A 21,652-nucleotide genomic window follows, 5' to 3' on the forward strand; every position below is an offset into this window, starting at 1 on the left:
ATGAAAAATAATAATGATTATGAGCATAAAAATATAAAAGAAATTTTGAACATGTTTCAACAGAGTGTCCTGGAATTTGATTACATAGAAGAGACAACTGGCAAGTTAAAAACTTTTGGAAGTGGTTTAATTAATACATATGAATTGGATCATACAGACCAAATCTATACAATTATGATGCATGAAGTTCTATACAATCATATAACTGATTTTGTAAAAATGCAGAAAAAGAAAAATGGATATACAGCTATTAATTTATCAGTTTTATTTAATTTTAGAGGTGCATATACTCAGAGATTATACACTTTATTTAGGCTATGGAGCAGAGAAAATAAGGAAGTGGAGATAAAATATAAATTAGATGAATTAAGATTTTATTTGAAATTAAAAGATAATGTATATCCAGAGTATAAATATTTTAAGCAAAATGTTCTAAAAAGAGCAATGAATGAGATAAATAAAAAAGGCAACATGGTTGTTTCAATAAAAGAAGAAAAAAGAAAAAATAGAAAAATAGATGAGATAATTTTTTCTGTGATAGATTATGAACCTAGAAAATATTTTGATAAAGATATATTGGTTGAAGATTATATACCTAAAAAGAAACAGGATAATGAAGTATCTTTTGGTTTTTATATACCAAATGAAAATATTTTTACAACAGGAACAATTAAACTATTTAGAGAAGATTTTAAAGAGTTTGATTTCAAGAGTGATGTTTATCTGAATGCTTTTAATAAATCTATTGCCATAGCACTTGAAAGAGATAATACTGACATTATAAATACAAAGAATTATGATTTTTTCAAATCAACACTTTCAAATAAAATAAGTGAAGTTATAATTCATCAAAAAGATGATTTAAAGTTTAAAGAAGAATTAGATAAATATTGGGATGATGAAGATGTCAAAGAAGAAAGAGAAATTGATTATAGCAAAGATCCTGTCAGACTTGAAACTGTTAGGAGAAATTTGTTTGATCAAGGTCTAGTAAATGAAGAAGGATATTACTATAAGTAAGAATTGGAGAAAATAAAAAATGTATTATGTTTATAAATATATTAATCCAGATACAGAAGAATGTTTATATGTTGGAAAAACAGAAGATATATATGTAAGGCATTCATCTCATTTGAGTAATAAAGAAGAAGGTTGGTGTACTAAAGAATTAATACTAAAATATATTGAACTTCCACGTAGATATAATATGGATTTTTTTGAAGTTTATTTAATAAATGAATTAAACCCAATATTTAATAAATTAAGTAAAGGTGATATGGATACTGAACACATCTTTTTTGATTACAAGGAAGAAAATTGGAGTACATATTCAGAAGAAGATTTCAAGGAGAAAACAAAGGGAAAAAGAAGATTCAGAGAAAGAAAGATAGATATGAAATATGAAGTAAGTCAAAAATCTATTAATTTTTTAAAGAAAATTGAAAAGTTAAATGCCAAGATTGAAATGTCATATGAAAATAATGTTTTAAGTGTGCTCTACAACTTTGAAAATATGGATATAGAATTTTGTGAGAATGAATTAGATATTAATTTGATATCATATGATTTTGAAACATTAGAAAGTTTTGGAAGTTGTTCTTTGATTTCAATTTATCCTAGATGGAAAGAATATACATCAACAAATAAAAAAATGCTTATAGATATAACATTAGAGATTAGGATTAGATCTTTTGCTAATTTAATTGAATTAATGCCAACATTTGAATATAAAATTGCTGAGATTTTCCAAGAAATAGAGGATATTTTTCACATATTAGAAGTTGGATATACATGGCAAGAATTATTTGAAATATATAAGGGATGTAAATATGATGATTAAGGATTGGAGAAAATGAAGATGCATTATGTTTATAAATACATTAATCCAGATACAGAAGAATGTTTATATGTTGGTAAAACAGAAAATATCTGCGATAGGCATGCTAGTCATTTAAGTAATAAAACAGAAAATTGGTGTAATAAGAATTTAAGACTTGAGTATATGGAATTAGATAATAAATATACTATGGATTTTTATGAGATCTACTTAATAAATAAATTAGAGCCTAAATTTAATATTGCTGGAAAAGGAGAAATGGATATTGCTAAAACATCATTTTTCTATAATAGTCAATGGGTAATTTATTCAGAAAGAGACTTGATGTCAAGTTTGGCATCAAAGAGATATGGAATAAACTATGAAGTAAATGCTAAGATGTTACGTATAATGAGAAAATTAAAGAAGATAAGCAGCAATGAGGAAATATTTATTGGAAATGAAAATATAAAAATAAAATATTCTTTTGAAACAACACTAGAAGGAATTGATTTAGAGCCATGTATATTGAGTGTAGCATATAAGACACTAAAAGAAAGTACAGTTGGAACAGTAATCTCAGTGAAACGTGAATATTTATCAGAAAATGTATGTTTAGTTATTGATAGCATTTTTTTAAATGAAATCATAAAAGATCCTTTGATGTCTGAAGAAAACATTGAAGATTTAAATAGTCAAGTTAATGACATCCTTAAGGTAGTTGACGTTGATTGCGAGTGGAACAAGCTTTATGATTATTGTAGTACAAGTTATTAACTAGATATTGAAAAATATGGTATAATTAAATCTAGCAAGAGAAAAAAATATATTCTAAAAAGAGTGGAGTCCGTACAACAAAAGATATCCTCCCAACAATGTTGAAGGGAGGTGGCTAAGTATGGATAACTTTTTACTAAACATATTGGCTGGCGTTATAGCTAGTCTAATATTTTATTTAATTTGCAAATTATTTAGACATGTAAAAAGCCACTCCAGCAAGAGTGGCTGGGAACTTGATTTAAAAATCAAGTTCAAAAAGTTCGAATAATTTTTTATTTTAAGTTACGAACTCCATTCTGTCGCTAAATAGAATATAGTTCTCTTGCTTTTATTATAGCACAAAAACTTAATTTTGATACAATTTTATATTGGATTGCCCAAAATACCTGTTCCAGAGTTATTAATAATAAATATATTATATTAAAATTATAATAGTTAAAATATTATGAAAATTAAGAAAAAAGATAAAAATAAATCCTTTCAATGATATAATACAGATACTTATTCGAAGGAGGAATTGATATGGTAAAAAAACTTTTTATAGGTATTTTTATAGTTTTAATATTTTTTGCAATTCTTATATTTAATAAAACTAAAACACATGATGAAAATATTTTTATTGGAGAATCTAAGCATTGGACAGCTAAGTTCGTAACTACTGAAGAAAGATCAGAACTAGAAATAAAATATAAAGATAGTAAAAAAGTATTTGACCAAAAATTCGATTATTCATATGAGTTTATAGATGGTAAAGATGCAGTTGTAATTGTAAATGGAGAAGTTTTAGAAGCAGGTCGAGAAAAGGCAATAAAAATACAAAGACCAGGTCTTTATTCAAATAGAGAATCTAGTTATAAAGTAATTATATCTTGGAATAGAAATGAAGAAACTATAAATTTAAAGAAAAAATAGTAATTGAATGTGATGAAAAAAGATATTATAAATTTAAAAATAATTTATAATTAAAATTATTTTTAAATTAGTATAAAAAATAGAATATAACTTTTTATATAAGTTATATTCTGTTTTTGTATGAAGTCAATTAAAAACTGAACTATATTAAAATTAATTTTATAAATAACAAATATAAATAATTACAAAACCTTAACTGCGTTAAGTTTGAAATATAATAATATTAAAAACACTTCTCTCAAATCAAGTATCTTTTGTTATATTTTCATAAGTTTTAAAAATATAAATTTTTTAAAACTTGTGTCCAAAAAACAAAATTAAATACGTTATATATGTAAAGGGTTAATTTTAAAACCTTAAATTTATTATAGTTAGGGGGATTTAAATGAATAACAAAAGAATTAATCGTCTTTTATCAACAGTGATGGCAACTGTGATAATATCTTTACCACTTGCTATTACAGCAAATGCAATGGAAAAAACAGAATCAGATAATAATGTGAAAATAGAGTTGTCTGACAAAGAAGTAGAGGAATTACATAATTACTGGCCTGAGGATAAAATTTTTTCAGATGAAAAGATTGATGAAATCTTAATTAAAACAGGTCAATTTACTCAAAAGGAATTGGATAAAATCAATCAAGAAGTGGATGATTATGCTAAGAAAGTAAATCAAAATTCTCGTGTGAAATATATAAATGGGTATAACAAATACAGAACTTTTACTAAAAATGGTAAAAACTATTTATATATTTATGTAAGTGGAAAGACATTAAAGAAAATAAAAGCTGGAGCAGATCTTGCATCTACTTTTGGAGGTTTTTTACCAAAACTTTGGGTAGGGCTTGCTGTAGTGGCAATTGGAAAGATAATAACAATTAACATGGATGGTATAAATACTAATTATGGAATTGTTTTATCATATATAGAGGATAAGTGGAATTTTCAGGGTGCAACATATACTTATAGATATGATCATTGGTTCTATCAAACTTAAAAGATATGCTTTTTTAGGAGGAATAATATGAAAAAAAGACTTTATAAAGTTTTTTTAAAAACAATTCCAAATTTGATAATTGTATTATTATCACTTGCATTATCATTTTACACTAATACATTTAATATTGATTTAAAAATATTACTTTTAATACCTTTAGCATATGTACTTTTATTTATATACTATTACATCAAAACAAAAAAAGATTAATTTTTATAGAATTAAATATGTACAAAAATAATTAATTTCAAAATTTAACTTTGAGAATTAGTTATAAAGTTAAGGCCCTTATAATCTATTTTATGGATTATAAGGGTTTTTTACTATATACCTTTAAATAAGCTTTTTAAGCATATTTATATTCTATTTAAGTAGAGTTAATTATACATTTATGTTATAATTAGACTCTAAAATATTGATTTGAGATATTTAATTTGGGGGAATTATAAATGTTAATTTATTTATCAATGCTTGAGTTTGAAGAAGATAAAATCAAGTTTGAAAAGATATATGAAAAATATAGACAGATAATGTTTTATGTGGCAAATAAAATATTAAAGGATGATCATTTAGCAGAAGATGCTGTACATAATGCTTTTCTAAGAATAATTAAAAATATAGATAAAATTGATGAAGTAGATAGTCCAAGAACGAAGGCTTTTATCGTTATAATAGTAGAAAGGATTGCTATAGACTTTTACAGAAAGAGAAAAAGAGAGAAAGTATCTGATATTGAAGAAGAGTATAAAAACAGGGCGATAAATTTTTCTATAGAAGATAAAGTATGTGAAAGTAATTTAGCTATAGCACTTGCAAAACTTAATGAAAGTTACTTTCAAGTACTTTCTTTAAAGTTCCAGTATGGTTTTTCAAATAAAGAAATAGCAAAGGTATTAAATTTAGGGGAGGAGAATGTATATAAGAGGATTCAACGTGCTAGAAAAAAATTAAAAGAAATATTAGAAGAAATGGAGGTTGGAAATATTGAGTAATAAAAAAGATGATTTTGATATTACAGATGATATGCTTCAAAAAAGTATCCCAATCGCGACAAAAATTATTCTTGATGACCTTCCTTCAGATGATGAATTAAATCATGTTTTTTCAAAAGGTTTTGAACGAAAGATGAAAAAACTCATTAAGCAGCAAAAAAGAAGTAGTCTTACAAATAAAATTGTTTTCTATTCAAAGCGAATAGCTATTATATTTTTAATAGTGTTAGCTAGTTTATTTACTGTTACTATGAGTAGTGAGGCATTGCGTACACGCTTATATGAATTGGTAATAAGAGTATATGAAGATTTAACTTCTTTTGTATTTTCAAATAAAGAAAATATTGAAATCAAAAACCTTAAGATTAAAGAACCAGGATACATCCCAGAAGGATTCAAAGAAGTAGATAGAGTTGATAATTTTATGATTGCATATGAAAATGAAAAAGGTATAAGAATAGAATATACAAGTACTGAAATTGATGCGAATTCTATTATATTAGATACAGAAAATGCAAAAGTTAAAGATATATTTATAAATGGGTATAAGGCAAAATATATAGAAAAAGAAACTTTCTTACAAGTATTTTGGAATGACAACAACTTTATATATCTGTTAAATGTAGATTATCAAAATAATAAGAATTTAGAATTATATAAAAATATTTTATTAAAAATGGCTAAAAGCATAAAATAATTTCTTAAGTGTCCAAAAACCATTTCTTTATTCGTTATATATTTGCTGTTATAAAAATGTATAAGAAAAAGAGGTGGTTTTTATAGTTTAAAAAATTGAGTATAATTCAAATACAAATATATCTTAGCTATTATAATTAAGACAAAGCAAAGCAAAGCAAAGCAAAGCAAAGCAATAAGCCTCTTATACTAGAAAAATGATTTAAAATTGAAAGAGTCTATTTATTAGTAAAACCGGATCTAAATTAGGTTTTTATAATATAATTACAAGTTTATATATGTTTATTGGGGGATAGTTACAATATATAGTATTTTAGATATTTATGACTATTATAGCTATGAATATCTATTTTGGAATCATAATAAAAATTTAATAAAAAATTTTATATAAGTGTCCAGAAATCACTTCATTATTCGTTATATATTAAGTAAAAAATAATAAAAAGCAAATGAAGGGGTGATTTTATGGTTTGGAAAAAAATGATTATAAGTAGTATGTGCGCTTTAGCATGTTCATCAGCAATTGCGATACCTATATTTGCTGATGAATATAAAGACAAGAATATTGAACAATATTCAGCTGTAAACTATATAGATGATACTATGGTAAAAATGTCTTATATTAAGTCTGGTACTTGTACTTTAAATATTTCAGGTAGTACAGCTAGAGTAATCTGTTCTGTTAGAGGTTCATCAAATGTGACAAGTACATCAGTTACTGCTAGGTTACAGAAAAGTAATGATAATGGAAAAACATGGTCAACAATTCAAACTTGGAATGCTTCAGGAAGTAGTACATGTTCTCTTTCTAAGTCAAAAACTATAGGAAGAGGATACTACAGAGTTTATTCTACAATAAAAGCAAATTCTGAAAGCAAAAATATAATAAGTAGTGAAAGAAGATATTAAAAAATATTGCATACATAAGATGAGGTGACTATAAATAATATATCTTGAATAGCCAATTATATTAATTCAGTCTGCTAATTTATTATTAATAATAATAATATTTATACTTGTAATTGATATTTTTAAAAAGTAGTAAACTTAGGATAATTTTACATATAGCACAAATATAAAAGGAATAGAGAATATCTATTCCTTTTATATTTGTGCTATCTTTGGATGATTGCATAAAACTTATAAATAAATTATTATATAAAGTATATAATAATTTATTTATAAGTTTTAGATAATTTTTTTATAAAAATCCCGAATGTAGGCGGAAGTGTGATATAATATCATATATCAATAGAACTCACAGGAGGATTAAAATGAAAATAGTAAGTTTATTTAATGTAAAAGGTGGGGTTGGGAAAACGACATTAGCATATCTAATGGCTCTTAATTTATCAAAAAAAGACAAAAAAATACTTATACTTGATGGAGATACCCAAGCAAACTTTACACAATTCATATATAAAATAGTACATAATAAAAAAACAATTCTAGATGCATTTAAAGATGATATAAGTGCAGAAGAATTAATAATAAAATCTCCATTAAAAGATTATCCAAATGTAGACTTAATACCAAGTGATTTATCTTTATCTGTTTTATCAGAGTATTTGACTATAAAAACTAGTAGAGAAAAAGTCGCTTTTAAGTGGTTTAAGAAAAATATTTCTACTCTTAAAAATTATGATTATATTTTAATAGATTTGTCTCCTTCATATGACTTGATTGCTAGAAATTTTCTATTTATTTCAGACAGTATTATTACACCTCTTGAATTTCAAGATATAGCAAGTATAAGAGGTTGTGAACTGTTCTATCAAAAATATAATGAAGATCTAGAAGATATGGGAGAAACTAACGAAGCAAAAAGAGCTGTTGTAATAAATTCTTTTACTTCAAGAAAGTTAACTTCTGGCGATATATTTATGGATTATCTTGATAGGTTCGATAGTATAAAAGAAGATTTATCAGATGTAAAAATAAGTGAAAGCACTATAGTAAAAAATTGCGTGCTAAATAAGTTAAGTATAGATGACTATTGTAGAAAGATAAAAAAGGCTCATAAAGTTAGAGAAGAATTAAATGATTTAATAGAAGAACTTACTAATAAGGGGGTATTATAATGAGTAAATTTGAATTAGAAGAGGAAGAAATATCTATACCTAGAAAAGACTATAAAAATGAAATCAATAAAGAAATTGAAAATAAATTTAATGAACATACAGAACTTCCAGGGATAAACTTATTAGACTTAAAAGAAAATAAAAAGACTAAAAAAGGACAAGTTACATTATATATTGATGATGAGGATTTGAAAGTATTAAAGACTATAGCACACCTTAAAAAGACTACATTAAATAAAGTAATAAATGAGTTTATTAGGGCTAATGTAAGGGCAACTAAAGAGCATTTACCAGAAGAATTAAACATAGATAAAATAGCAAAGGAGTACGATAAAAGAAATAAAAATAAAGGACCTAGAAAATAAGTTATTATTTAAATTAAATATAAAATTGATAAATAAGTATAAAAATAAATTGTTATATAATTTAATATACAATGTATAAATTAAAATAGTTTATACATTGTATATTAAGTAAATTAATCTATTTATTTATAAAATTTAAGGCTTTATGAAGAGTACCAAATCTATCATCACCTTTTAGAGTTGTATATTTTTCTTTGCTCAATGAGTCTATCTTATTACATGCTCCTGTTCCAACAACATATAAATTTTCAGTTTGATATGGTTTGTAATTTTTTATATCACAAACTAAACATTCTTCTTTTTTATAATTCCAAGAAATTACTGTTGCTGATATTTTATCAACTTCTCCGTCATAAATGACTGTATGTTTATACATTTTATTTTCTCCTTTAGCATTTATGTCTTTATTTAATATACCTTCTGCTATTAGTTTCGCAACTATATCTTTATGTCTAATATAATAGTCTGTATCAGCTTTGCTATCTACAAAACATACTTCGATTAATATTGCTGGTGCTTTGGTATGTTTAAGCCAATAAAGATCCCTTACATCTATTTTAGCTCCTCTATTTTTAAATATGGTTGATAATTTTGAATTAACTCTTTCAGCATATACTTTCCCATTATTTGTTTTATATAATGTCTCTGTTCCCATAGGGTTTAAGGTTGTACTATTTGCGTTAAAGTGGATTTGTACTGCTAAGTCTATGTCTTGTTTATTGGCTATTTGACATTGCTCAGAAAGATAATTATCGGACTTATCAATTTTACCAGTGTAAATAGTTGCGTTGCCATATTTTAGCCATTTTACTATTAAATCTGTTAGTATTCTATTTTCTTTACCTTCATCTATATAACCAACTGCTCCTGTTCCTTTTCCTGTTAGTGTGTGACCTGGTACTATTGCAATTTTCATTATTTGTCACCATCCTTTAGTTGTTTGTAAACTTGATTAGCTCCTATTGCTACTCCCCAACATAAAATACCTTGTAAGATTGAAGTTGGTTTAAATCCTAACATCCATATGGAAAATGTTATACCTAATACAAGTAATATAACTGGAATATATTTATTATCTAACTGTTTGTATTTCTTAAATCCAAATCCTAATACATTAAGAGAAACTACCAATAAAAATAATTGCTCAGGTATGAAACTTATTAAATTATCCATTTATTTTCCTCCAATTCTACTTATAATTTCATCTATTCTGTGATGTGCTTGTTTTGTGCTTGCCTCTATTTTTACAACTCTTTCACTTATATCCAAAAAACTAGCATTAAACTTAGCTACATCATGTTTTATATCTCTTACATTCTCACATAAAAAAGTTATTTGTTGTTCTAATTTTGTAGTTGTTTCTGTTTCGTCTTGTATTTTTCTGTTTGAGTTGTTTTTAAATGCTAAGTAGGATATTACAACTCCTGCTACTGTGCATAATAAGTTTATTCTTATTTCTTCCATGTATCCCCCTTTTTTGTATTAAAAAAGGGCTTAGTTAAATATTGGCCCTTTCTAATTTTACTATATAAATTTTAACTATTTCTATGCTTTAACATAAAAATAAATAGGATATTCTTTGCCTTTGTCGCTATCTGTTGGTCTAAGATTAAATCTTATTTGTGCAGTATTTCCATCAACAGTTATTAAAGAACCTCCATAAACACCTACATCAACACTCTTTCCATTAGAATATATGGCTCCACCAGCATAAGTATTATCGTTGTATAAAAGAGCCATTGCAAATGTTATAGGTTTATTTAAACTAGCACTAAAAGTAATTTTACCAGTTTTATAACAAAAATAGCCTGTCACTAATTTTGAACTATTTATAACATCATTTAAACTTGCTATAGTATTATTTAACTGTGTAATTAAATTATTTTTCTCAACTATCTTATTTTTTAACTCATCAATACTAGCATCCCCGCTATCAAAAGCAGTTTTTATCTTCTCTGAGATTTCTGTAAAAGAATTATCTAAACTAGCTTCTATATTCTTAAATGACAATACATTTACAATAGATGTTTTTCCACTTTTTAATCCATTTTTGATTTCACCCACTTTAGCTGTTATATCATTTAAATTAGCATCTTCTCCTGCTGGCATTATATTTTTACTTATACTTATGACTTTTTCAACAATTGTATTTTCTTCATCTGTAGCAATTATTTTTAACGTGTGTATTGCATTATCTGTAAGTTCATAGTTAATAGTTTTTTCTGCATATAAATCTGTAGTTATTGTTTCTTTTAACACACTATCTAAATACCATTCTATTTTGTTTAAATTATTATCTAAATCGGATACTATAAAAGTAGTAGAAGTAGAGTTATAAGAATTAATCAATATAGAAGGTTTAGAATTCACTTTTGTAAAAGTAAATATTAGCTCTGATGTCTTATTGGTACTATCTGTAGCGGTTATAGTTATAGTATTTAAAGAATTTAAAGATAAATCTATTATCCTAGAATTATCTATAGTAGTTTCATATTTTCCAGCAGACATTGTTTTTGTACTTAATATATCATCATTAAGTTTTTCTACTACAGTAACAGTATTTTCTGTTTTAGTAGTTAATGCAAATGAATATTTTAATATATTATTATTTTCAATATATCCTAAATTTAAAGGAATTGAAGTTGATAAAGTAGGTGCAAGCGTATCTAATAAAGTTATTTTTGCATAAGGTTCTATCCTATTTTTATAAATAGTAGTTTCACCTTGAGTATTTACAACATTATTCATCCAAAACTTAGATGTAGGAATATATCCTCCTGGTTTAGCACTATTAGAGGTTAATACATACCCTGAGCCTCCCCCAGAAGAATTGGAATTCCAAGGATTACCTGCTCCGCCATACCATCCACCACCACCAGGCACATTCGTTCTACTATCATCATTGTTTGTAGCACCATATAATCCACCTTTACCAAAATCTCCATTGCAACTAGCATTATAAGAGTTTGTTCCACCTACTGATTGTGTAGCAGAAGTAATAGGAACTCCACTTTTTGACCTACCAATTTCACCGCCACCACCAGCATCTGGACCCATACCTGCACCACCACCAACTATTATACGAGAGTGTAGTCCATCAAAATTTCCCCAATTTCCTCCTACCAATCTTATATCAGTTGATCCTCCTGCTACATACCAATGTGTATAGTAAGGATATTTTCCTCCAAGGACTAAATTACCAGTTCCCTGGCCTCCAAAATTAGTGTCAGAACCAATTTGACCTACATATGCATACAATATAGAAGGCTCTGATAATAGTAATTCCCCTTTAGCATAACCACCATTACTTAACAGGGCATCATCTTTTTTTTCTCCATTGCGTTCATCAAACTCATATCCACCATAAGCGCCTTGACATTCCAATTTCCATTTCCCAGGTACTAAATTTACTTGCATACCTCTTGGAGTTTCTGTCCCAGGATATTGTCTTTCAAATAAATAAACAATCGGATTCATAAAATCACCTCTTTCTTTTATAGTTCTATTATAAATAATTTTCAAACTATAAAAATCTGCTAAATGTAAATAAAGTTTAGGCAAAATGTAAATGATTTTATGTATTTTAGTAATAAAAAGAAACATTTATAATATAGGTTCTTTTTTTATATTTAGCCATAGATTTTATAAGTGAGTGTGCTTCCTTCTTTTGCCCATATTCCAACTGTCTCAGATATAGATAATTTATATAATGTAAGATTTAATGAATAGTATCCATCTTTAGATACATTAAGAATCCCCACAGCTCTTGGATCTTTATTAGTATATCTAGAATCATAACCAAAATTATAAAAATTTGAATCACAAACATTATCAAAATAAACAGGTGAACCATAAGAAGTGTCAAAAGTTGCTCCACTTATTACGATTAGGCTTGTAGAGAAACTAACATTAATTGGTATAGAAAGTGTTTTAGAAGTTCCTTTATTATCATTCATACTTATGTTAAAATTACTAGCATCAGCCTTTGTAAATGTATAAGTTCCTGTCGCGAAATTTTTTCTTTGACTAAGTTGATTAGTTAATTCTGTTATTCTATTTTGTAATTTCTGTACACTAGCATCTGAACTATCAAAAGAATTTTTTATCTTTTCTGATAAATCAACTAATGTATTATTTAAATCTGAATTAATATTCTTAAGTGCTAAAGTATTTATAATACTTGTTTTACCAGATTTAAGTCCTTCTTTCATTTCTTTGATTTTTTTTGTTATATCTTGTAGGCTGGCATCATCATCTAATGGTATTATATTTTTACTTATACTTACAATTTTTTCTGCTGTAACATTAACACTGTCTGTAACGACTATTTTTAATGTATGCAAGGCATTATCTTCTAATGTATAGTTAATTGTTTTTTCAAGAGTTAAATCTGTTGTAATAGTTTCTTTTAATATATCATCTATAAATATTTCTATCTTAGTTAGTAGTGCAGGGTCTGTGTGGTCTGCTTTGAAGGTTGCTGTAGTTGAATTATATGAGGATACAGTTAAAAATGGTAATGTTTGTAATAGTGTTATTTTAGCACGACCATCATGACCAATAACTAATGGGTTACTTCCTCCAGTTGTTGTAACTACATTTTCTAGCCAATATTCAGATGTAGGGATATATCCTTTTGGCTTATAACTATCTTTAGTTAACACATAACCACTTCCACCGCCAGAACAAGTAGCACTAGTATTACCAGCACCTCCAAACCAACCACCCCCTCCACCACAACTAACATATAGTGAGTCACTTCTAGTACCACCAATGCCAAAAGTACCACTAGCAGCAGCTTGAAAGCCCCTTCCTCCTTCATATTGTGTTCCGCCAGGATAATAACCACTCATCTCTGTTATGCCATTACCTCCTAGCAATCCACCTCCATCACCACCAAAAAACTCTTTATTACCTGTATAGCAAGCCCCTCCTCCTCCTGCTACAATTATTCTAGATAACAGACCTTGTTTATTATCCCAAGTTCCATTAATAAGCCTTATATCGGTCGCACCACCACCACAGCAACTAGCCCAACCTCCACCATTGAACATGATTGATGTTACTCCATTAATTTTTCCACTTTCTCCAGTATAAATATATAAAATAGTTTCTTTCATTAATGTAAGTTCACCCGAAGAATAACCTCCTTTACCATGATTATAATATCCAACTCCACCACCACTAGCACCCCAACATTCTAACTTATACTTACCAGGTTTTAACGTTACGCTTTGTTCACTTCCTGTATAATTAAATTCATAAACTGTTGCCATTTAATCCACCTCTTTCTAAATTTATGGTTTTATTGTACCTAATTTTAAAACCATAAACGTCTGCAAAGTGTAGATGAAGTGTAGGCAAAATGCAAATGAATTTATATATCTTTAGAAATAAAAAAAGAACCTCCTATACTGTTGGTTCTACTTGTGTTTCTTCTTTATTTAATAAACTTGTTAATTCTAAATATTGTTCTTCTGTAATCCTATTTACTGCATAAAATACATCAATCTTGTGTTGCAAATCCTCTTTAGTACTATAGTTCTTTTGTTCTATCATTAATTTTAATAAGTTATACATATTGATTCCTCCTATAAATTGTTATTTAATTTGATATTTTCTACTTCAAATGCTGTGTTTACTATCTCACTATCTCTATTTTTATTTTCTTCTTTTAACATACTTAGTTCTTCTTCTAATGCTTTTAATCTCTTTTGTTCATCTGTTAAAACAATTTCTATATCTTTGATAATAGGTTCTTTTGTTAATGGATTTATAGACTCTATATACTGTTTACTATAGTCTATACTACCAAATTCAACATCTATGAAATTTAATTCTATTATTTCTGACCACTCTTGTATATCTCCCATTGTTTCACCAGTTTGAAGCCATATCTTGCCTGTTTGGTCGTAAATTATTCTATTATTTCTATTCATATTTATTCTCCTTGTTTTTTATTCTATAGCCAGCCAAGTAAAATTCGTACCATAGAGAGTGCTATAGTCGTAAATACCTTCATCTCTAACTTTTGTAAGTTTTAATGTAAAAGAACTAGAACTCACATCTGTAATATTCGCCATCACCTTTCCATCATACCTTTTACTATCAGGTCTATAAGCCTCGCTTTCACTAAGGTTAGTTACAAACTTAATATAACAATATGATGCAGATGAATTTGGCCAACTGAATGTAATTCCACAATTTACTATTATAATAGAAGGTTTAAATGGTAAATTCATTGTTATTCTAGTAGTTTCAGATTTAATTGTGCTTTGGTCATAAGTACCTTTAGCCCACCTTTTTCTTTGACTAAGTTGGTTGTTTAAAGTAGTAATTTGATTTTGCAACTCTTGCACACTAGCGTCTGAACTATCAAAACTCGTTTTAATCTTCTCTGATAACTCCACTAATGTATTATTTAAATTTGCTTCTATATTCTTTAATGCTAAAGTATTTATAATACTTGTTTTCCCATTTCTAAACCCTTCTCCAATCTCTACTAACTTATTTGATATATCTTGTAAAGTTGAATCAGTTTGAAGTGGCATAATTTCTTTACTTATACTCAAAATTTTCTCAGCAGTTGCATTCTCTGCGTCTGTAGCAACTATTTTTAATGTGTGTATTGCATTGTCTGTAAGTTCATAGTTTATTGTTTTTTCTGCTGTTAAATCTGTTGTTATTGTTTCTTTTAATACATCATCAATGAACCGCTCTATTTTACTTAAATTATTATCTGTGTCTATTGCTGTAAATGTTGCAGTAGTTGAGTTATAAGAGGATATATTTAATTTTGGTTTAGTGTTGCCTTTTGTGAATGTAACAGTTTTATCTAACATTTTACCACCAGCAACAGTACCAAGCTCAATAGTTATATTATTTACAGAATTAAATACTAAATTAGATAAATGTTCATCAGTTAAATCTATAGTATAATTAGAATCTACTGTATTATTTTTTTCACTTATTACGACATCATTTAATTTTACAGTTATTTTAAAACTAACATCAGGATTCCCATCATAAATATTATATTTTATACTGCAAGCATCGCCAATTACACCTAAATCATTATTTATGGATATAGATGGATTTGGGACAATTTGAACAGTAGTGTACTGGTACATATTATAACCTTCATACACAACTCTATTGTCATTTATATAACCATAAACTTCATATGACTTAATTCTAAATTCTTTAGTTTCAGTTATAGAAATAGTTTTATATTTGCTTAAATTGTAACTACCATAATAAGTAGTATTATAAGGACTTTCTCTTGTATAAGAGCAAGTAGTCGAATGAATATCATATTCAGAGTAATAACCTTTTCTTTTTCTAACAGTTCTATAAACATTATAATCTCCCATTTAAATCACCTTCCTTTCTACATTGGTATCAAGTTACTGTTTATACTAGATATAATGCTAGTTTTATTCCCTTTTATCTCTTGCATTACTTCTTTTAATGCTCCTTCAACATTATCACTTTCAAATAAGTTATCTGTATCTTTTATACTTGTTTTCTCTGCTGTTGTTTCTATACTATCTACACTAGTTTTTACCTCATTTAATGCACTAACTATATTTGTTTTATCTGTTGTTTCAAGTAGTGTTGTATCACCTATCGTAGTGTTAATCTCTGTCTTAGCAATTTCTATGTTGCTTGTTAACTCTGCTTTAGTTGTATCAATTTTAGTGTCTAACTCTTGTATATCTTTAAGTGTTGCTAGTATAACAGTTGGGTCTACTTTTAAATTTACACTTGAAGTGTTAGATACTACTAAAATAATTTTTATAACTAAATCTTTTACGCTCCCACTATCAGCTGTTGGTTTATATGTTTCGGGATATTTAGATACTGCAATTAATTGCTCTTTTGAATCAAATATACCCACTTCTCTTATCATAAATCCACCAACGCTACCTGGTATTACGGTTTCTATTACTATCCAGTTTGGATTTTCTTCATCTACTTTTACATTGTTTACAGAACCTTCCCAAACTATTTTTTTAAGTGTTGTCTGTTCTTCTGTTGGATTATATTCTGTTCCTGCTCCATCGCCAAGTTGCAATTTAACTAAATCTACTTTATTACCAAGTGCGGTAGCATTTGCAATAGATGCCTTACCTACCTTTGTTAAAAGGGTATAATATTTTTGTTCTGCCAACTATATCACCTCCTGCTTTGGGTATAAAGTTACTTTTTCCATACTCCTATCATTACCTGTAGCTATAGTTAATTCTCCAAAGCTTTCAAAGTTTGTTGGTGCATATGGGTATATTGTAACTGTTTCTCCTGTATTCATTGTAGAACCTGCAAACATGTCATTTTTATTGAATAAAATCATCTCAAATTTATGTTCAAGATGACATGGTTTTATTTCTTCTATTTTCTTATCCAATTCTAAAATAGTATTATAACTACAATTATTTGTTATAAAACTAAGTGTAAAACTAAACAGATTACTAAATACTTCTATATCAACATTAGTCTTTGTATAAGCTTCTGATATGGCTTTTATTACTTCTATTGTAGTTGTACCTTTGCCACGCATTTTAGCTTTTATATTACTTCTTCTAGTATCGAAATCCAACTTAGAATTTGTTTTTATTTTTAATAGATCTTCCCAGTCATCAAGTCCCCAAGTTGCTGTATCTATAAAAAACTGATCTAATAAATCATTCTTTTCATCAAGTAATGTTAGAAGTTCATTTTCAAGTGCATCTTGAATTTGTATGTCAATTTTATTGTTTGCAAAACTTGGTAAGTGATCAATTAACTTCAATTTAACTCACCTCGATATTAAATGTAACATTTGAAACAGCAGGAACTTTTTCTTCATCAACTATTATGTTTTTAATATCTTCATTGATAAGTAGATTTTTTATATCATGCACCCCTTCTATGCTTGCTAATAAACTCATTACTTTTATATAAATAATCTCTCTTGAATTTTCTATTAAATAAGAATTTATAATATCTAAAAACATAACCTTTATAGATTCAATATCATATCCACTTTCAAGTGTTAGAGTTGCATTAATGCTAACATCAAAAATGCTAGGCGTAACAATTGTAACAACAGGTCCGATTGGTTTTTCTTCTTCTATATGTTCAGTACATCTTTGTAAAATTTCATTATCCACAGATTGATTATTTTGACCATAAAGTAAAATCTTGATTGTACCTGGACCATTCCATCTAGGGATTACTTTAGCATTATAAACTCCTTCAACTTCTAAAGCCCAAGCTTCATAATGAGCTTTATTACCACTTGTGGCTTGATTTTTCTGTATTTTATAAAATCTTTCTTTTAACTCTTCATCTGTTTCTATTTCTGCTCCACCCTTTAGGTCCAGTTCATTATAAATTTTAGTTACTCCATTTATTTCTTCTATAAGTTTAAATTCTGTGTTAGCTGATAAATTATACTTAATACCAACCTCTAAAGCCTGTATAGGGCTTACATTTAACTTACTATCTTCATCTATTGTAATATCTTTAATAACTACAAATAGTAAATCACTATGAGATACTATTGTTCCGTTTGGTATTTGAGTTCCGATTTTGCCTTCAAATGTTACCTCACCTATTGCCTCTGTGCCTAACTTTCTATATACTCCAAATTCATTGACTCTTCTATCAAGAAAATCGTCAAAGTTATCTTGAATAAAAACTCTCTTATGTATATAAGAAAGCTCTATATATAACTGTGCAAGTTCTGAATTTATTGGAGAAACTATATTATAAAGAGAAGATCCTTGACCTTTATAAAGAGGCAGATTTATGTTATTTAAAGTTCTATTATTTAAGGCACTAAATGATTGGCCATTATACAAACGTAATCTCCTCCTCTCCATAAATTGTTTTTACATTTAAACTTATAGATAAATTATCATCTTTAAATTCTGTACTTGTTACATTAACTTCTAATATATATGGATTAGTTAATAAGGCTTCTTGTATATACCTTTTTGCTTCGCTTTCGGTAAGACCTTTAGTATACTTTTGTCCAATTAGATTTTTTATATCTGTTCCATAATCCCACTCATATATTAAATGAACATACTTATCTGTCCTTATTGTTTTATAAATCCATACCTTGATTGCTTCATTTCTTTCAACTACTTTAAAGTCTCCATTTTCAATTATCTTTTCATCTTTTTCAAAATCCCAAGCAAATTCTTTAAAAATAGGTAATTCCTCATTGGATGGAGAAGTATAATCCTCTGGAACACCCATGAAAGGGAATATAGTATTATTCATCTAGACTCACCAATTTACTTACAATAGCAAATTTTTCACCTATTTTAAACATTATTACCATATCTCCAGTTTCAAGATTATTAGTAAAAGGGTTTTTTATATTATGTTTGTGTTCTTGATTTATTTCTGTTTCAAATGTTTCTATCTGGCTATTAAGTATCCAACTATCTATTAAAAGATTTTCTTTTTCCAATAAAAGATTATTTATCTCTATTTTTAAATCTGGTAATTTATCTTTAACTTTACCAATAAAAAAAGAAGGTTCATTATGAAATTTACCTTCTTCTCTCATTATTTTAATAAATTCATTGATTGGATTTGCCATTATATCACCTCTTTTTATAAAACTCTTCGAGCTGTAGAAAAGTTTTTAGTGTAATAACTACTGCTTGTTTTGCTTATTTTAACTACATCGCCTGTTTGTGGGGCATGTAGAAATTCTCCGTTACCTATATATAAACCAACATGACTAACTGGATTATGAAAAAATAATAAGTCTCCTGCTTGTAAATTATTTTGTTCTACTTTTTTACCAACTTTAGATTGTTGACTAGATGTTCTTGGTAAATTAACATTAACCTTTTTAAAGCAATATACCATAAGTCCAGAACAGTCAAAGTTACTTGGTCCATTGCCACCCCATTTGTATGGTTTTCCTAGATGTTTTTTTGCCTCTGCTATTACTGCTTTTGCTCTTTCTGTCATGTTCCCAGCATAACCACCTATTACTATTTTTCCTTTTCTTCTTCCAAAAGCCATCATATCTTCCACATTTCCAAATAAAATATCTATATGATATGTTCCATCCTTTTCTATAATTATTGCAGAGCCAACATCATTTACTTTGTATGTTCCATCTCGATTTGAAACTCCTGTAACTAACTGTATTTCATCACCATATTTTAATAATGGATATTTATCTAAGAAATCTTTTGTATAGTAAGACTGTTTGAAAGCACCAACCATAGGGGCGGCACATGTTTTTTTAGAAGGGTCTAATTTTTTCTTTCTACAATCTGTATCTCCACCTTCAGATTTTCTAGGACAATAGGCAGTAAATTCAGCAGGAAACTCTGTTCCTCCAGTATACTCTGAACTGCCATCTTCTTTTTGTTCATCTTGGCCAGCAGATTTTTCATCCATAATATTTTGAAAGTTAAGTTCAAGTTCAATCTGATAATCTCCATTTTGCCAAATATGTTTATCTGTATCTATATAAAAAAGTCCTATTAATTTTGTATATGAATCTTTTACTTTTACACCTCTGCCAGTTATACAGCTTATATCACCATATCCTTTTAAAGAGCAAGTCTTTTCGATTCCTTTAAACTCACTTTCTATATCTATAGTACTGTTTTCTTGTTGTTGTATCACCTTTTGCATAATTACTCCAACGTCTTTAAATATAGAGTCATTTATCTTCTCACTAATCTTATTACCATACTGATCAACAACTAGTACTTTATTTTTAACATTCTCCATACTTTCTGAAAAAGTTGTATTGATAAGATTAAAACCTTCTTCAAATGTTATATTTAAAGTAACTACACCCTTCTCAATGACATTAAATTTATCAAGATTAGACTCTATCATATACTTTTTTTTAGTTGTTTTACTTGCTTCTGTATAAACACTCATTATAGTGTCATATCCATTTACACCAATAAACATCTTAGTGTATTTAACATTAGTCTTAGGTAAATTGCCTAGTGGGAGTTTATTATCTACAAAAACTTGTTTAGCAATATCTTCAACTAATTTATCTTTAAAATTATATGAAACTTCACTTTGTAAAAGTAAAAAACCCATATCTTTTGCAGTAAAATCAATACTGTTATTACTTGAATCGAGAGATTTGTCTATTATCATGCCTCTAAATATCTCTTTATCATCTACATAGAAACAAATTGTACTTGCTACTGGAATATCTATTTGCCTAAAGTTAATATCAGATGCTGATTGAATTATAGAAAATTCAAGTGTTCTTGATGGTGATCTATAATCTCCAGACCAAGTACATTTGTCTACTAAATCAGTTATATTATATATATTTCCGTTTTTTATATGAACTTTTATTTTGATTTTATTAATTATAAATCACCATCCTTTTATGGAATTATTAAAATCCATCCATTTTGTATTATGTTTGGGCTTTTAATTTTATCCTTATTGGCTTCGTAAATTTTCTGCCAAAGGTCACCATTTCCATAATATTTCTTAGCTATCTTAAAAAGAGTATCTCCTTCAATGACCTTGTGAGTTTTTTGCTTAGTCTCAAATCCTTTTGTAATGGGTAGGTCAATACTAGAAGATAAATCGCCATCCTTAGCATTGACCTTAGATATTTTTATTCTTTTATATTCTTTTAAACTTAAGGTAAAATAAACATCTCTTGAACAATCTTGTTCTTTGTAATTAAAATCTGCTATGATACATTCAAAGTTTACATTAGTTTCTGTAATTATAAATCTCAATATAAATCCCTCTTTCATCCAGCCTTGTATTAAATTTACGCAGTCATAAGGTTTTGGGAATCCATTATAATTACAGAAACTATATTCTTGATTAGGGAAAAAAGATGATAGTTCTATAGTTTTAAGTCCTAATCCTCCAAATACTGCAATATCTCCAACTCCTAATATATTGGATGTATTTATTGTTGCATTTCCATTTATTTCAAAAGAAGGTGGTAGAATAGGGAATCTAAATGCATTATTTGCTTGCCTTAACCATATTTCCAT

General features: G+C 27.3%; 27 protein-coding genes. 12 read left to right on the top strand and 15 right to left on the bottom strand.

Annotated features, from left to right (window positions below):
- The 12 genes from ACTG45_RS21255 to ACTG45_RS21310 all read left to right on the top strand — a co-directional run.
- Window positions 1-1,020 (top strand): RepB family plasmid replication initiator protein (locus tag ACTG45_RS21255; protein ID WP_479920367.1); only part of this gene is annotated, 1,020 nt, incomplete at its 5' end.
- 19 nt (window positions 1,021-1,039) lie between these two features.
- A complete protein-coding gene (locus ACTG45_RS21260) occupies window positions 1,040-1,840 on the top strand; it encodes a GIY-YIG nuclease family protein (protein WP_479920368.1) in 801 nt (266 codons plus the stop codon).
- 18 nt (window positions 1,841-1,858) lie between these two features.
- A complete protein-coding gene (locus ACTG45_RS21265; RefSeq protein WP_479920369.1) occupies window positions 1,859-2,593 on the top strand; it encodes a GIY-YIG nuclease family protein in 735 nt (244 codons plus the stop codon).
- 121 nt (window positions 2,594-2,714) lie between these two features.
- Window positions 2,715-2,864: a type I toxin-antitoxin system toxin gene (locus ACTG45_RS21270; protein ID WP_479920370.1), complete on the top strand. Its 150-nt coding sequence runs from the start codon at window positions 2,715-2,717 to the stop codon at window positions 2,862-2,864.
- 254 nt (window positions 2,865-3,118) lie between these two features.
- Entirely contained in the window at window positions 3,119-3,508 is a 390-nt protein-coding gene (locus ACTG45_RS21275) for a hypothetical protein (RefSeq protein WP_479920371.1), read from the top strand.
- A 385-nt stretch (window positions 3,509-3,893) separates the two neighbouring features.
- Window positions 3,894-4,505 (top strand): hypothetical protein, encoded by a 612-nt coding sequence (locus ACTG45_RS21280; protein WP_479920372.1) that lies wholly within the window; start codon window positions 3,894-3,896, stop codon window positions 4,503-4,505.
- Between the two features lie 27 nt (window positions 4,506-4,532).
- Entirely contained in the window at window positions 4,533-4,715 is a 183-nt protein-coding gene (locus tag ACTG45_RS21285) for a hypothetical protein (protein ID WP_169470169.1), read from the top strand.
- A gap of 239 nt (window positions 4,716-4,954) precedes the next feature.
- Entirely contained in the window at window positions 4,955-5,497 is a 543-nt protein-coding gene (locus tag ACTG45_RS21290) for a sigma-70 family RNA polymerase sigma factor (protein WP_169470168.1), read from the top strand.
- Window positions 5,490-6,194 carry a DUF4367 domain-containing protein gene (locus tag ACTG45_RS21295; RefSeq protein ID WP_479920373.1) on the top strand — a complete coding sequence of 235 codons (705 nt, stop codon included), beginning with the start codon at window positions 5,490-5,492 and terminating at the stop codon, window positions 6,192-6,194. Before ACTG45_RS21290 ends, ACTG45_RS21295 begins: the two co-directional genes overlap by 8 nt.
- Window positions 6,195-6,658: 464 nt before the next feature.
- Window positions 6,659-7,102, top strand: coding sequence for a hypothetical protein (locus ACTG45_RS21300; RefSeq protein WP_169470167.1), 444 nt, complete (start codon window positions 6,659-6,661; stop codon window positions 7,100-7,102).
- A 365-nt stretch (window positions 7,103-7,467) separates the two neighbouring features.
- Window positions 7,468-8,274: a ParA family protein gene (locus ACTG45_RS21305; protein WP_169470166.1), complete on the top strand. Its 807-nt coding sequence runs from the start codon at window positions 7,468-7,470 to the stop codon at window positions 8,272-8,274.
- Entirely contained in the window at window positions 8,274-8,639 is a 366-nt protein-coding gene (locus ACTG45_RS21310) for a hypothetical protein (RefSeq protein WP_479920374.1), read from the top strand. The genes ACTG45_RS21305 and ACTG45_RS21310 overlap by 1 nt, the downstream gene beginning before the upstream one ends.
- 118 nt (window positions 8,640-8,757) lie before the next feature.
- On the opposite strand, the gene ACTG45_RS21315 is transcribed toward ACTG45_RS21310, so the two are convergent.
- The 15 genes from ACTG45_RS21315 to ACTG45_RS21385 all read right to left on the bottom strand — a co-directional run bounded on the left by ACTG45_RS21315 (window position 8,758) and on the right by ACTG45_RS21385 (window position 21,652).
- Window positions 8,758-9,555 carry an N-acetylmuramoyl-L-alanine amidase gene (locus tag ACTG45_RS21315; RefSeq protein WP_479920375.1) on the bottom strand — a complete coding sequence of 266 codons (798 nt, stop codon included), beginning with the start codon at window positions 9,553-9,555 and terminating at the stop codon, window positions 8,758-8,760.
- Window positions 9,555-9,812: a phage holin family protein gene (locus tag ACTG45_RS21320; protein ID WP_479920376.1), complete on the bottom strand. Its 258-nt coding sequence runs from the start codon at window positions 9,810-9,812 to the stop codon at window positions 9,555-9,557. Before ACTG45_RS21320 ends, ACTG45_RS21315 begins: the two co-directional genes overlap by 1 nt.
- Window positions 9,813-10,103 carry a hypothetical protein gene (locus tag ACTG45_RS21325; protein WP_479920377.1) on the bottom strand — a complete coding sequence of 97 codons (291 nt, stop codon included), beginning with the start codon at window positions 10,101-10,103 and terminating at the stop codon, window positions 9,813-9,815. It lies immediately after the preceding gene.
- A gap of 81 nt (window positions 10,104-10,184) precedes the next feature.
- The gene (locus tag ACTG45_RS21330) at window positions 10,185-12,116 is read right to left on the bottom strand and encodes a glycine rich domain-containing protein (protein WP_479920378.1); all 1,932 of its coding nucleotides are present in this window, start codon (window positions 12,114-12,116) and stop codon (window positions 10,185-10,187) included.
- Window positions 12,117-12,268: 152 nt separating this feature from the next.
- The gene (locus ACTG45_RS21335) at window positions 12,269-13,915 is read right to left on the bottom strand and encodes a glycine-rich protein (protein ID WP_479920379.1); all 1,647 of its coding nucleotides are present in this window, start codon (window positions 13,913-13,915) and stop codon (window positions 12,269-12,271) included.
- A gap of 133 nt (window positions 13,916-14,048) precedes the next feature.
- Entirely contained in the window at window positions 14,049-14,219 is a 171-nt protein-coding gene (locus tag ACTG45_RS21340; RefSeq protein WP_479920380.1) for a hypothetical protein, read from the bottom strand.
- An 11-nt stretch (window positions 14,220-14,230) separates the two neighbouring features.
- A complete protein-coding gene (locus tag ACTG45_RS21345) occupies window positions 14,231-14,578 on the bottom strand; it encodes a hypothetical protein (protein ID WP_479920381.1) in 348 nt (115 codons plus the stop codon).
- An 18-nt stretch (window positions 14,579-14,596) separates the two neighbouring features.
- Complete coding sequence (locus ACTG45_RS21350) at window positions 14,597-16,012, bottom strand: hypothetical protein (RefSeq protein ID WP_479920382.1); 1,416 nt, start codon at window positions 16,010-16,012, stop codon at window positions 14,597-14,599.
- A gap of 17 nt (window positions 16,013-16,029) precedes the next feature.
- The gene (locus ACTG45_RS21355; protein ID WP_479920383.1) at window positions 16,030-16,812 is read right to left on the bottom strand and encodes a phage tail protein; all 783 of its coding nucleotides are present in this window, start codon (window positions 16,810-16,812) and stop codon (window positions 16,030-16,032) included.
- A complete protein-coding gene (locus tag ACTG45_RS21360) occupies window positions 16,813-17,430 on the bottom strand; it encodes a putative phage tail protein (protein WP_479920384.1) in 618 nt (205 codons plus the stop codon).
- 1 nt (window position 17,431) lies between these two features.
- Window positions 17,432-18,484, bottom strand: coding sequence for a baseplate J/gp47 family protein (locus tag ACTG45_RS21365; RefSeq protein ID WP_479920385.1), 1,053 nt, complete (start codon window positions 18,482-18,484; stop codon window positions 17,432-17,434).
- Window positions 18,477-18,911, bottom strand: a complete 435-nt coding sequence (locus ACTG45_RS21370) for a DUF2634 domain-containing protein (RefSeq protein ID WP_479920386.1) — start codon at window positions 18,909-18,911, stop codon at window positions 18,477-18,479. Before ACTG45_RS21370 ends, ACTG45_RS21365 begins: the two co-directional genes overlap by 8 nt.
- Window positions 18,904-19,236 (bottom strand): DUF2577 family protein, encoded by a 333-nt coding sequence (locus ACTG45_RS21375; RefSeq protein WP_223195831.1) that lies wholly within the window; start codon window positions 19,234-19,236, stop codon window positions 18,904-18,906. Before ACTG45_RS21375 ends, ACTG45_RS21370 begins: the two co-directional genes overlap by 8 nt.
- A 14-nt stretch (window positions 19,237-19,250) precedes the next feature.
- Window positions 19,251-21,005, bottom strand: coding sequence for an XkdQ/YqbQ family protein (locus tag ACTG45_RS21380; protein WP_479920417.1), 1,755 nt, complete (start codon window positions 21,003-21,005; stop codon window positions 19,251-19,253).
- A 14-nt stretch (window positions 21,006-21,019) separates the two neighbouring features.
- Window positions 21,020-21,652 carry a LysM peptidoglycan-binding domain-containing protein gene (locus ACTG45_RS21385; protein ID WP_479920387.1) on the bottom strand — a complete coding sequence of 211 codons (633 nt, stop codon included), beginning with the start codon at window positions 21,650-21,652 and terminating at the stop codon, window positions 21,020-21,022.

It is taken from the genome of Clostridioides sp. LIBA-7602, from assembly GCF_056688945.1.